The 13,177-nt window shown below is 75.9% G+C and carries 8 protein-coding genes; 4 read left to right on the forward strand and 4 right to left on the reverse strand.

The window, feature by feature from the left end:
• Positions 1-296 precede the first annotated feature (296 nt).
• Entirely contained in the window at positions 297-1,517 is a 1,221-nt protein-coding gene (gene rsgA, locus ACZ4M8_RS26960; RefSeq protein ID WP_467611614.1) for a ribosome small subunit-dependent GTPase A, read from the forward strand.
• A 281-nt stretch (positions 1,518-1,798) separates the two neighbouring features.
• On the opposite strand, the gene ACZ4M8_RS26965 is transcribed toward rsgA, so the two are convergent.
• The 3 genes from ACZ4M8_RS26965 to ACZ4M8_RS26975 form a co-directional block, all read right to left on the reverse strand.
• Complete coding sequence (locus tag ACZ4M8_RS26965) at positions 1,799-2,800, reverse strand: 3-hydroxybutyryl-CoA dehydrogenase (RefSeq protein ID WP_467611616.1); 1,002 nt, start codon at positions 2,798-2,800, stop codon at positions 1,799-1,801.
• Positions 2,797-3,909, reverse strand: coding sequence for an NAD/NADP octopine/nopaline dehydrogenase family protein (locus tag ACZ4M8_RS26970; protein ID WP_467611618.1), 1,113 nt, complete (start codon positions 3,907-3,909; stop codon positions 2,797-2,799). Before ACZ4M8_RS26970 ends, ACZ4M8_RS26965 begins: the two co-directional genes overlap by 4 nt.
• 78 nt (positions 3,910-3,987) lie before the next feature.
• Positions 3,988-5,373 (reverse strand): MFS transporter, encoded by a 1,386-nt coding sequence (locus ACZ4M8_RS26975; RefSeq protein ID WP_467611620.1) that lies wholly within the window; start codon positions 5,371-5,373, stop codon positions 3,988-3,990.
• A 430-nt stretch (positions 5,374-5,803) separates the two neighbouring features.
• Here ACZ4M8_RS26975 and ACZ4M8_RS26980 point away from each other — a divergent pair, with 430 nt between their 5' ends.
• Complete coding sequence (locus tag ACZ4M8_RS26980; protein ID WP_467611623.1) at positions 5,804-7,312, forward strand: DNA-3-methyladenine glycosylase 2 family protein; 1,509 nt, start codon at positions 5,804-5,806, stop codon at positions 7,310-7,312.
• A 50-nt stretch (positions 7,313-7,362) separates the two neighbouring features.
• Here ACZ4M8_RS26980 and ACZ4M8_RS26985 read toward each other — a convergent pair whose 3' ends face one another.
• A complete protein-coding gene (locus tag ACZ4M8_RS26985) occupies positions 7,363-7,845 on the reverse strand; it encodes a DUF456 domain-containing protein (RefSeq protein WP_467611626.1) in 483 nt (160 codons plus the stop codon).
• A gap of 1,921 nt (positions 7,846-9,766) precedes the next feature.
• On the opposite strand from ACZ4M8_RS26985, the gene ACZ4M8_RS26990 reads away from it, so the two are divergent.
• Entirely contained in the window at positions 9,767-10,720 is a 954-nt protein-coding gene (locus tag ACZ4M8_RS26990; RefSeq protein ID WP_467611629.1) for a PP2C family serine/threonine-protein phosphatase, read from the forward strand.
• Between the two features lie 597 nt (positions 10,721-11,317).
• Positions 11,318-13,060 carry a pyruvate dehydrogenase gene (locus ACZ4M8_RS26995; protein WP_467611632.1) on the forward strand — a complete coding sequence of 581 codons (1,743 nt, stop codon included), beginning with the start codon at positions 11,318-11,320 and terminating at the stop codon, positions 13,058-13,060.
• The last annotated feature ends 117 nt before the right edge of the window (positions 13,061-13,177 follow it).

Here is a 13,177-nt window from a genome sequence, read left to right on the forward strand (position 1 = left end):
CGTACGCGGCGGGCCGCCCGCCGCGTACCGGCCCGGGGAAAACCGGTGGTGCGGGCGAGCGCCCGCGGGCTACCGTCGAGGCGTTGCGGACGATGCCGACGGGGCTTCGTCGCAGGTGAAGAGGGAGGTGCGGCTGATGGCTGCCGTTGCGAGGGGCAACGCCCCGTTCCAGAAGCTCATTCCGTCCACCTCCGTGGCCACCGGCTGACCCACCACCGACGGCGCACGCCGTCACCCCACGCCCGCCCGTATCCCGGGCCGGGGCGTGCGGCCGGGGCCCGTGCGAAGGGCCTGTCTTGTCTTCCCTGCTTTCCTCCCCATCCGCTTCCTCCTCTTCTCCGTCCGCGGCTGCCGCGGACGGCCCCTCACCCCGCCCCGCCGTCACCGGGGCGCCCGCTTCCGGTGCCGCGCCGACGCTCGCCGCGTACGGCTGGGACGACGGCTTCGCGGACGGCTTCGCGCCGTACGCCGGGCGTGGTTTCGTCCCCGGCCGGATCATCCGGGTCGACCGTGGCCGGGTGGACGCCGTGGTGCCGGACGGCGCCGGTGTGCGGACCGTGCTCGTGGACACCGCGCCGGTGGCGACCGGCGATCCGCTGCGGGTGCCGTGCACCGGTGACTGGGCCGTCATCGACCTGGAGAACGGCCGGGTCGGTCCGCATCTCGACGGGCTCGTCCGGGCGTTGCTGCCGCGCCGTACCGCGTTCGTGCGGTCGACGTCGTCGAAGCGGTCGGACGGGCAGATCCTCGCCGCCAACGCCGATCACGCGGTGATCGCGGTCTCGCTCGCCGAACCGCTCGACCTGGACCGTGTCGAACGGTTCGTCTCCCTCGCCTGGGAGAGCGGCGCACAGCCGCTGCTGGCGCTGACCAAGGCGGATCTCGTGACGGACGCGGCGTGCGCGGCGCAGCTCGTCGCGGACGCCGAAGGCGCGGCGCCGGGGGTGCGGGTGCTGGCTGTGAGCGCCGGGACGGGGGAGGGCACCGAGGCGCTGGCCGCCGCGTTGGCCGGCCGGACCGCGGTGTTGCTGGGCCGGTCCGGCGCCGGTAAGTCGACGCTCGCCAACGTCCTCGCCGGCCGGGCCGCGCAGCGGGTGCAGGCCATCCGCGACCGCGACGGCAAGGGCCGGCACACCACCACGACCCGCGATCTGCTGCCGCTGCCCGGCGGGGGCGTCCTGATCGACACCCCGGGGCTGCGGGGCGTCGGTATGTACGACGCCGAGGGCGGGCTCAGCCGTACGTTCGCCGATGTCGAGGAGTTGGCCGCGCGGTGCCGCTTCCCCGACTGCGCGCACGGCACGGAGCCGGACTGCGCGGTCCGGGACGCGGTCGAGGACGGCCGGCTGGCCGTCCGCCGCCTGGACAGCTACCGCAAGCTGCAACGCGAGAACCGCCGCATCGTGGCGAAGACCGATGTCCGCCTCCGGGCCGAGATGCGCCGCGAGTGGCGGCTGAAGCAGGCGGAGGGACGCGAGAGGTCGGCACGGAAGAGGGGGACGGGCCGGCGCGGGTAGGGCCGGTAGGGACTGGGCCCGGCGGCTTCGTGAGAGGCGGCCGGGTCCGGGGTGTCGCGCAGTCCGGGTCCGGGGCCGGCCGGTCGCGTCCGAGGCGGGGCGGTGCGTGCCGGGCGGTTCGGGCCGGCCGGCGGGCCCGTGCAGGGCCGGGTGGTTGCGCAAGAGGGGGCCGGGTCCGGCCGGTTGCGCGCAGTCCGGGTCCGGCCGGGCGGACGGGGCGACGGCGCCGTGCCGGCCGTGACCCGCCCGCCCATGGTCCGCCGCCCGCCGCCCGCCGTCCGTCAGTCGTGTTCCGGTGGCGCGGCGGGCCGTTCCGGAAAGGGGGCGTCGGCGCGCAGTTCGGTCTCTCTGAGGCGCAGCAGCTCCTCGAACTCCCGCAGCCGGGCCGCCCGGTACGCGGGGACGTCCTCGGGCGCGTAGTCGTAGAAGCCCGTGCCGTCCTGCGGGCCCCGGCGGCGGGACCGCATGTTCTCCTCGACCACGTCCGGTGCGCGGAAGCGGTCGCCCAGGGCGGCGGCGAGGTAGCGCGACGCGTAGTACAGGGTGTCGCCGCCGCCCCAGTCGATGAATTCGAGCGGTCCCAGCACGGAGAAGCGCGGGCCGAAGCCGGCGCGGACGGCCCGGTCGATGTCGGCGGCGCTCGCGACGCCTTCCTCGACCATCCGCGCGGCTTCGTTCATCACGAGGACCTGGAGCCGGGGGACGATGTAGCCGGGCGCCGGCCCGCAGACGACGGGGACCTTGCCGATCCGCCGCAGCAGTCCGGTCAGCCGGCTCACCGCGCCCGGATCGGTCCGCTCACCGCGGCTGACCTCGACCAGCGGCATGAGTTCGGCGGGGTTGAGCCAGTGGGCGTTCACGACGCGGCTGCCGTCGCCGAACGGCGCGGCGAGCTCGGTGACGAGGAACGTCGAGGTGGTGGACGCGATGACCGCCGAGCCGGAGGCGACGGCGTCGATCCAGGACAGGACGGAGCGCTTGACCTCCAGCACCTCGGGGACCGCCTCGAACACCACGTCCGCCCCGGCGAGCCGCTCCTCGGCGGCCGCGCGGCCGCACACGGTGAGCCGCGGCGCCCGCCCGGACGCGGGGGCGGGCCGCGCGGCCAGGCGGTCCAGGACCTCCCGCCTCGCCGCCCGCCGGTAGGGCGCGCGGTCCTCGTCCGTCTCCTTGACGTCCGCCAGCGTCACGTCCGTCCCCGCGGAAAGGAAGGCGAGGGCGATGCCCTGCCCCATACGGCCCGCGCCGACCACCACCACACAGGGGTGCGCCTCATCCGTCATACCGGGAACCCTTCGTCCAGCAGCTTCGTGAGTGCGGGGCGGGGCAGACCGGCGAGAGCCAGCGACTCCAGCGTGCGGCCCCGGGCGTACAGATCGGTGCCGGTGACGGCGGAGGCGAGGCTCAGCAGGCCCTGCGCGACGGGCGTGGGGCACCCCGCCCACCGGCCCACGGACACCAGGAACGACAGGCCGAGGCAGGTGTCCTCCCGCAGGTAGCGGTGGCCGAGCAGGTCGATCGGCTCCCGCCAGTCGCCGCTGCCGGTGAGTTTCCCGTGCGCGCCGCGCCCGTACATCCACTCCTCGCCCGCCGTCGCGTAGTGGTCGGCGAGCGGGAAGTGCGGGGGGCCGTACCCCAACGCCTCGCGCACCGCGATCCGTTCGGCGTCGAGGGCGTCGGTCACCCGCCGCACCGACGGCTGGGTGCCCTCGTCGTGGAGGTCCCAGGAGGCGCCGTGCTCCAGGGGCCCGGCGTTCATCAGGAGCAGCGGTGGGTGGATCACGGGGCCCGCGTTCATCAGCGCCCCGCTGAGGCAGTCCCCGACCGGCTCGACGGCCGGATACGCCTGCCGCAGTACCCGGAAGGCGGCAGCGGCCGAGCGGGCGGGGAGGACGCCGGTGGGCAGCCGGGTGGCGTACGCGCTGACCGCCACCTCGTCCGGGCCGCGCGTACGGGCCAGGTAGGGCAGCGTGCCGCTCTCGGCGAAGACGGTGCCGGCGCGGTTGCCCGCCGCGGCCATGGCCTTCGCGAAGAGCACCGTGCCGAAGGTGCCGGGCGGCAGGAGGACCACCTGACCGTCGCCGAGCAGCGGCGCCACCCGGGCCGCCAACTCCTCGTGCGCGGTCGCCGGCAGGGGCACGACCACGAGCCGTGCGCCGCGCACCGCCGCCGCGAGGTCCGGCTCGGCGTGGATCGCCCCGGGGCGGGCCGCGGCGACCACCGGGATCCGCCGCAGCCCCCGGTGGTCGCGGAGACGGAGGGCGCCCCGCTCCCGCAGCGCGGTCAGGGCCGGGGCGTCGCGGCGCCACCAGCGCACGGTGTGGCCGCGCTCCGCGAGCGAGGCCGCCGCGGCGAAGGCGCCGTGCCCGCCGCCGAGAACGGTGAGGTCCATGAGGGGTTCCCTTCGGTCGGGCGGAGCGCTTCGGTCGGGTCGGTCGGGCGGATCCCTTCGGCGCCGGTCGGACCGGTCTCAGCCGGCCGCGCCGTCCGCGACCGCGTCCCGTGGCTCCTGGCCGGTCGCGCTCTCCTGCCGGGCCATGCTGCGGCGGAACGGCGCCAGGCCCCGCCACAGCAGGACGGTGCTGAGGACGGCGGAGATCCCGTACACCAGCGACAGGGACGTACCGATACGCGCCTCGGAGCCGAGGAGCCCGTCGGTGACCAGGGCGACCAGTGTGGTGCCGACGCCGACCGCGCTCAGGCTCAGCACCAGCAGGAACAGCGCCGACACCTGGGCACGTATCTGGTTCGGGCTGAGCAGTTGCACGGCGGCGCTCGACGCGGGCATCGCGAACGAGGAGAAGAACATGGTGACCGCGAGCAGCGCCAGCGACAGCCACACCGGTCTGACGTGCGGGAAGAGGATGACCGGCACCGCCATGCCGACGGCCCCGACCACCCCGGCGCGCATCGCCCCGTCCGGGTGGCCGTGCCGGGTGAACCGGTCGACGAGCCGGCCGCCGAAGAGCACACCGGAGCCGTTGGCCACGAGCACGACGACGCCCAGCGCGTATCCCGCCTGGGTCGGGGTCATCCCGAACGTACGGAGGTAGAAGGCCGGCGCCCACGCCATGAGACCGAGGAGCACCACCGCGGAGAGGGCGAAGCCGGCGTGGTGGTGGAGGACCGTCTTCGCGTGGCCGCGGAGGAAGGTGAACACCTCGCGCATCGCCACCTTCCGTACGGCGCCCGAGGCGTCCCGGGCCAGTCCGCGCCGTTCCGGGTCGCGGACCGTCAGGAAGAACAGCGCCGCGAGCAGCAGACCGGGCAGACCGATGACGAAGAAGGTCAGCTGCCAGGCGTGGACGTCACCGACCAGCGGCAGGGACAGCGCGTCGACGTCCTTGACCAGCCCGATGACGTATCCGCCGATGAAGAAGGCGGCGCTGCCCCCGAGGAACGAGCCGAGCGAGTAGACCCCGAGGGCGCGGCCCAGCCTGTCCTTGGGGAACATGTCGCTGAACATCGAGTACGCGGACGGTGTCAGCGCCGCCTCCCCGACCCCCACGCCTATCCGGGCGAGGAACATGTGCGCAAAGCCCTTGCTGAGGCCGGAGACCGCGGTGGCCAGGCTCCACAGCGCGATGCCGACGGAGATGATCACGGGCCGGGAGCGGCGGTCCGCCAGCGCGGCGATGGGCAGCCCCATCACCGCGTACAGAAGAGAGAAGGCGAGTCCGCTGAGCAGGCTGAACTGGGTGTCCGTCAGGCTGAGATCGCGCTTTACGGGCTCGATCATCAAGGACAGCGCCTGGCGGTCGACGAAGGACAGCACGTACGCGGCCGTGCATATGGCCACGACGTACGTCCTGTACCGCGTGGACCTGGGGTTCTCCGGAAGCAGTTGCTCGGTCATGAACGGCGCCTCATCGGGGGACGGTGGTGCCCGGAATGCGGTGGAGCCCAAAAGCAGCGAGAGCCCACACCGTATCCGTGACCGCGGGCCACACGCCCGGCCGTTGAGGGAATCCCGGGGACAAACCGGGGTTCTCCCTTACGGGAAAAGGGACTTCGCGGTTTCACGGCCGCCGGCCCGGCGGATATCAGCGCATATCAATGGCGGAAAATCACGCCCGGGGCGGCACCGGGCCGCTTTCCCGCCTGTACGGGACGGCTTCCCGCCCGTACGGGGCGACGCGGGCGCCAGGACGTGCCGGCACCGCCGGTCGTCCGGGGACCCGGCGGCTCCCGCCCGCCCCGCTTCGTACCGGCCGGGCTTCCCGCCGCCCACGCCCACGTCCGATTTCCGCCGGTCCCGGCCCCGGCCGCGGCGCACACTGGGAGGCATGAGGGATGACGGGACCAGGCACGACGGCGCCCGGCATGGTGGTGCCGGGGACGACGAGACCCGGTACGAGGCGGTGTCCAGCCGGGACGCGCGGTTCGACGGGGAGTTCTTCTTCGCCGTGACGACCACCGGGATCTACTGCCGCCCGAGCTGTCCCGCCCTCACCCCGAAACGCGCCAACGTGCGGTTCTTCCCCTCGGCCGCCGCCGCGCAGGCGGGCGGATTCCGGGCCTGCCGCCGCTGCCGCCCGGACGCCGTACCGGGCTCCGCCGAGTGGAACGTCCGGGCCGATCTCGTCGGCCGGGCCATGCGGTTCATCGGCGACGGCGTCGTCGACCGGGAGGGCGTCGCCGGGCTCGCCCGCCGCCTCGGCTACAGCACCCGCCAGGTCCAGCGGCAACTCACCGCCGAACTGGGCGCGGGGCCGGTGGCGCTGGCCCGTGCCCGCCGCGCGCACACCGCGCGGGTGCTCCTCCAGACCACCGAGCTGCCCGTCACCCAATTGGCGTTCGCCGCCGGATTCGCCAGCATCCGCCAGTTCAACGACACGATGCGGGAGATCTACGCCGGAACCCCGCGCGAACTGCGCGCCGCCGCGCCCCGCAGCCCCGCCCGGCGCGCGGCGGACGGCCCCGCGCCCCACGGCATACCGCTGCGCCTGGCGTACCGCGGCCCGTACGCCGCCGCCGAACTCTTCGACTTCCTCACCGCCGAAGCCGTCCCCGGCGTCGAGGAGACGACCGGCCCGCGCGGCTGCCGCACGTACCGGCGCACCCTGCGGCTCAGCTACGGCACCGCCATCGCCGAGATCGACGAGGCCACCGGCGGCGCGGCCCGGCGGCGGGCGCGCGCGGCGGAGGGCGGCGCGGCGCGGGCCGCGGACGGCGGCTGGCTGGAGTGCCGGTTGCGGCTGACCGACCCGCGGGACCTGGCCACCGCCGTCCAGCGGCTGCGGCGCCTCTTCGACCTGGACGCCGACCCGTACGCCGTCGCCGAGCGGCTGGGCGGCGATCCGCTGCTGGGCCCGCTCGTCGCCGCCCGCCCGGGGCTGCGCTCACCGGGCGCCGCCGACCCCGAGGAACTGGCCGTCAAAGCGGTGCTCGGCGGGCCCCCGGAGCGCGCCGCGGAGCTGGTCGCCGCGTACGGCACCCCCCTGGACGCCGCCGACGGCGGGCTCACCCACGTGTTCCCGGCCCCCGGCGACCTCCTCGCCGCCCGGGGCGGCGCGCCGGTCCGGGCCCTGTGCGCCGCGCTCGCCGACGGCACCCTCGACCTCGGGGCGGGCGCCGACCGCGCCACCGCCGTACGGGTGCTGCGCACGCTGCCCGGTGTCGGCGCGCGGACCACGGGCCGCCTCCGGATGCGGGCCCTGGGCGACCCGGACGCGGGCCCGGACGGTGCCCCCGACGCCTGGCGGCCGTGGCGCGCCTACGCCCTGCACCACCTGTGGCACGCGGGCCTGGTCCCGTACGGCACGTTCGCGCTGCCCGCGCTCGCCGCCGGGTGAGAGCCGGGGCGCGCCCGGGGCCCCGCCGGGCCCACGCCCGGTGCGCCGCCTCACCCCGCGAGCACCGCGCCCGCCCACGCGCCCACCACCAGCAGACAGGCGAACAGCTCCACCAGCACACTCAGCCCGACGGCCCGCAGCGCCGTACGGGTGGCGGCCCAGGCGTCGCCGTGGCTGCCGAGCCGGACCCGTTCCAGCAGGTAGTGCGTGCCGAGGGCGCAGAGCGGGCCGCCGATCACCGGAATCACGAAGAACCCGACGATCCCGGCGGTACCGGCCAGGAACAGCACGCGGTACGGCGTGCCCACGGCCCGCAGGTTGCGCGTCGGCAGCAGGAACTTCACCGCCTGCTGGAGCAGGAGCAGCGCGGTGGCGGCGATCAGCACCGCCCACGCCACCGATGTCTGCTCCGTCATCGCCCACCACAGCACCCCCGCCCAGACGATGGGCGTCCCGGGCACACCAGGAACCAGCACCCCGAACAGCCCGAGCAGCAGCACCAGCCCGACGCCGAGCAGCTGCCAGCCGCTCATCCGGCGCTCCCGGCGGGCCCGGCGGCCACCCCCGCCCGGCCGCGTCCCGGCCCGGCGGCCCCCCGTCCCGGCAGGCTGTGCACGCTCATGGCCCAAGCCTGCCCGACGTACCCCGAACGCGCTCCCCGGACCGGTCCCACCGGGACGCCGGGCGCCCGCCCGCGTGGTACGCGCCCCGGGGCCACCGGATGCGCCGGTCGCCGCCGGTCCGGGACGTGCCCGCGGCCGTCCGAACCGTCCGGTGGAGCGCCCGTCCGAACATCTCTTCGCGCCCTGTTTCCCGGCCGCCGGCGCATGGACAATACGGCGCATGAACCAGCAGGGCGCACCACGCCGCGGGCCGGAAGACGACTGGTGGCGGCAGCTTTACGGGGACATCCGTCCCGACCGCGACCACCCGGGCCGCACCGGCCTGGCCACCACGCCCCCGACCGACACCGGCCCCTCCGCAGCCACCGACACCCTCGACGAACGCGTCGCCTCGGCCCTCCGCGCGTTGCATACGGCTCCGGGGGCGGGCCCGGGGGCTCCCACGGTGCCGCCCACCGCCCCGCCCACCGCCCCGCCCACCGCCCCGCCCACCGCTCCGCCCTCCGGCCCGTCGTCCTTCGCGCCGCCCTCCCCGGCCCCGGTCGGGCAACCGCCGGACGACGGGCCCGAGCCCCCGCCCGCCGGTCCCGGCGCCCGGCCCGCACCTCCGACGTCCGGGAACGGCCCGGAGCCGCCCCCGGCCCCCGGCCCCGGAGACCGGCCCGGAGCCTCGCCCGCCGAGGCGGCCCCGCCCCTCCCGGACGCCCCGGTACCGGCGGACACCACGCCGGGCCCGGCTCCGCTTCCGTCGGACGGCACGCCGGTCCTGGCCCCGCTTCCGGCGGATGGCACGCCGGGGCCGGCCCCGCTTCCGTCGGGCGGCACGCCTGGCCCGGCTCCGCTTCCGGCCGTGGGGCTGCTGCCGCCCGGGTTGCTGCCGCCGGAAGAACTGCCGACCGGGCAGTCCGCCGCCGACGCGCCACCCTGGCCGTTCCGGTCCGGGCCCCTCCCGCCCGGGTTGCTGCTCCCGGAGGAGCTCCCGACCACCCGCCCCGGCGCGGGCCCCCGCACCCCGCCCGCACCGCAACCGCTCCCGGCGGACCGGCCCCGGGCGCAACGGTCTGCCACAGCCGCCGCACCGCCGCCCGCAGCTCCGCCGTCGGCCGCCGACGTGCGACCGCGTCCCGGCACGCCCCCGCCCGGCACCGTGACCCCCTCAACCGCACCACCGCCCGTGACGGCCCCGGCTCTCGCGACACACCCCGCCGAGGCGGTACGGGCCGAGACCGCACCTGACCTCCCGCCCGCCCCGTCCCCCGAGGCGACATCAGCTGCCACGGCCCTACGGGGCACGGGAGCCGCGCCCACCGGGTTCCCCGGAACAGCCACCGGGGCTGGCTACGGATCGAGCATGGGGCCTGAGCCGGGGCCTGGGCCTGGGCTGGCGCCCGAGCCCGAGCCCGAGGTGGAGACCGAGCTGGAACCGGGTCCTGGGCCGGGGTTGGAACCTGAGCCGGGCTCCGAGCCGTGGCCGGAGCCGAATCTGGAGCCAGGGCCGGGGCCAGAGCCAGAGCCAGAGCCAGGGCCTCAGCCGGATGCCGAAGCCACCTCGTCCTCCTCCAGCAACGTCCCACCCCCGGCTGAAGAAGCGACCGCTCCGGCCGCACCGGCCACCCCCACCGCACCGCCCACCGGGGCCGCCCGCCTCGATCCGGGTCCCGGTGCTCCCGCTCCGACGTCCGAGGCGCGCCCCGCCACCCCGGTCGCACCGCCCACCGGGACGGAGCCGTTCGGAGCCACCGCGCAACTTCCCGTCGCCCCCCACCCGGCGCCGACCGCCCCCGGGTTCATCGGGGACCGGCCGCCCACGTACGCGGCGGAGCCGGTGGCGTTGCCGGTCGTCGAACCGGCGGGGCTCGGGCAGTTGGTGCCGGACACCGTGCTGGACGGGGCGCAGTACGGCTCGTTGACGCTCCGTGCCGTCTCGCAGCGCGGGGACTCGGCGCGCTACCGGGGCGCGCCCCGCCGGGACGCGCTGTTGCTGGCGCGGTTCGGCACGGGTGCGCACACCCTGCTCCTGGCGGCCGTCGCGTCCGGGCCGGCCGGTGGGGACCCGCGTGCCGCGCACGACGCCTGCGCCTGGATCGGCGGGGCCGTGGCCCGTAGCTGCACCCGGCTGGCGGAGGACCTGCGATCGGGCCACCGCAGCGCCCTGCGGTCCGGGCTCCAGCGGCTCGCCGACCGCGGCTACGGCAAGCTGCGGGCGCGTGGCGCGGTGACCGGCGGAGCACCGGAACCCCCGGCGGCGGTGCGCTGCCTGCTGCTGCCCGCCGACCCGGCATGCCGTACGCGGGTCTTCTTCGGCGTCGGTGAGGGCGGCTTCCTGCGGTTGCGCGGCGGTGTCTGGGAAGACCTCGAATCGGCCGCCCAGGACCGGGAGCCGGTCCCGTCCGCGCCCGGCCAGGGGCCGCCCCCGCCGGGACCCTCCGCGCCGGACCCAGCCCTCACACCGGGCGCCCACGCGCCGGCTTCCGCCGCCGTCCCGGACACCTTCCCGCCGGGCCCCGCCGGCGCCCCCCAGGTCTCCGCCCCGGCCCGGAACGGCGCGTCCCGCCCCGCGCCGTTCCTCTTCACGACCGTCACCGGGCGGCGCGGTGACACCCTGCTGCTGTGCAGCGCCGGACTCGCCGAACCGCTCGCCGACGAACCGGCCCTCGCCGCCCGCCTGGCCACCGACTTCTCCACCCCCGAACCCCCCGGCCTGACCTCCTTCCTCGCCTCCGCCCAGATCCGCGTCAAGGGCCACGCCCGCGACCGCACGGCCGTCGGGGTGTGGGACACGTAGCCCACGGACGGAGAGACAGGGGAGACGTGGGGCGGCGGCGTGTGCCCGCCGGACGTGCCGTACGCCCCACCCGAAGGGCGTACCGGTTCCCGTACGGCCGGGGGGCGCCGCACCCGGCCGTACGCCCCACGCCGCGACGGCCCCCGGCCGGACGCGGCGGCACCCGGGCGCACCGGCCACTCGGCGGACAGGGTGCCACCGGGCCGTCCGCCGAGCCCCACCCGGTCGCTCCGACGGCGGCGGGGCGACCGTACGCCCACGCCCCGCCCCGCCCCTGTACGCGGCACGAGCGCCCGCCCACCTGCCCCGCACACGCGTACCCGCGTCATCCGGCCGCCCCACCGGCCCGCGCCGCCGACCGTCCCCTGCTCCGGCATCGGGCGGCGGCGTAGCCGCACGCAGCGCACGCCCACCGGAGCGCGGCCACCGTGCGGGCGCCCCCGACCGGCGGGCGCCCCGTTGCCCGCCCCGCGGCCCCGTGCCCCGGAGCCCTCCCCACCGCCCACCCGGGTGGTCCCGGAGGCGCGTCCCGCCGCCCCGTGGGTTCATGGGAGGGACGAAGCGGTCCACCGACGGCGGTGAAGGAGCGAGCGGGACATGGCGAAGCAGACCGTGGCCGAGCAATTCGTGGACATCCTGGTACGGGCCGGGGTGCAGCGGCTGTACGGCGTCGTCGGTGACAGCCTCAATCCCGTCGTCGACGCGATCCGCCGCTCCCGGGCGATCGACTGGATCCAGGTCCGGCACGAGGAGACCGCCGCGTTCGCCGCGGGCGCCGAGGCACAGGTCACCGGCAAGCTGACCGCCTGCGCCGGATCCTGCGGACCGGGCAACCTCCACCTCATCAACGGGCTCTTCGACGCCCACCGCTCGATGGCCCCGGTCCTCGCGCTCGCCTCGCACATCCCCGCCGGCGAGATCGGCACCGGCTACTTCCAGGAGACCCACCCCGACCGGCTGTTCGCCGAGTGCAGCCACTACAGCGAGCTGATCTCCAGCCGTCAGCAGATGCCGCGGGTCCTGCAGACCGCCATCCAGCACGCCGTCGGCCGCAGCGGCGTCGCCGTCGTCTCGCTGCCCGGCGACATCGCGGCCGAAGCCGCGCCCGACCGCGCCATCGAACACGCCCTGGTCACCGCCCGGCCGTCGGTCCGTCCCGGTGACGCCGAGATCGACCGGCTCGCCGAACTCGTCGACGCCGCCGGCAAGATCACCCTGTTCTGCGGCAGCGGCACCGCGGGCGCCCACGCCGAGGTGATGGAGTTCGCCGAACGCGTCAAGGCCCCCGTCGGCCACGCCCTGCGCGGCAAGGAGTGGATCCAGTACGACAACCCGTACGACGTCGGCATGAGCGGGCTGCTCGGCTACGGCGCCGCGTACGAGGCGACCCACGAGTGCGATCTGCTGATCCTGCTCGGCACCGACTTCCCGTACAACGCGTTCCTCCCCGACGATGTGAAGATCGTCCAGATCGACGTCCGGCCCGAACACCTCGGCCGCCGCTCCCAACTCGCCCTCGGCGTCTGGGGCGACGTCCGCGAGACGCTGCGCTGTCTGACGCCGAAGGTGCAGATCAAATCGCGGCGCGCCTTCCTCGACCGGATGCTCAAGAAGCACGCCGACGCGCTGGAGGGCGTGGTCAGTGCCTACACCCGCAAGGTCGAGAAGCACGTCCCGATCCACCCCGAGTACGTCGCCTCCGTCCTCGACGAGGAGGCCGCCGACGACGCGGTGTTCACCGTCGACACCGGCATGTGCAACGTCTGGGCCGCCCGCTACCTGACGCCCAACGGCCGCCGCCGGGTGATCGGTTCGTTCACCCACGGCTCCATGGCGAACGCGCTGCCGCAGGCGATCGGCGCGCAGTTCATCGACCCCGGGCGGCAGGTCGTCTCGATGTCCGGCGACGGCGGCTTCACGATGCTGATGGGCGACTTCCTCACGCTCGTCCAGTACGGACTGCCGGTCAAGGTGGTGCTGTTCAACAACTCCTCCCTCGGCATGGTCGAGCTGGAGATGCTGGTCGCGGGCCTGCCGTCGTACGGGACCAGCAACCGCAACCCGGACTTCGCCGCCGTCGCGCGGGCGGCGGGCGCGCACGGCATCCGGGTGGAGAAGCCCAAACAGCTGCGGGGCGCGCTGCGTGAGGCGTTCGCGCACAAGGGGCCCGCGCTGGTCGACGTCGTCACCGACCCCAACGCGCTGTCCATCCCGCCGAAGGTCAGCGCCGAGATGGTGTCCGGTTTCGCGCTCTCCGCAGGGAAGATCGTGCTGGACGGCGGTGTCGGCCGGATGCTTCAGATGGCGCGGTCCAACCTGCGCAACATTCCCCGTATGTGACGTCCCCTCATGCAAGAGGTGAATGCCGGGTGGCCGGATCGCGGCGTTCCGCGTCCGGCCCGCCACCCGGTGGGGTGGACCTGTGAAAGTCGAAGCATGCCGCCTTGCCCCGTGGGC

The sequence above is a fragment of the Streptomyces sp. NPDC027185 genome (genome assembly GCF_055567035.1).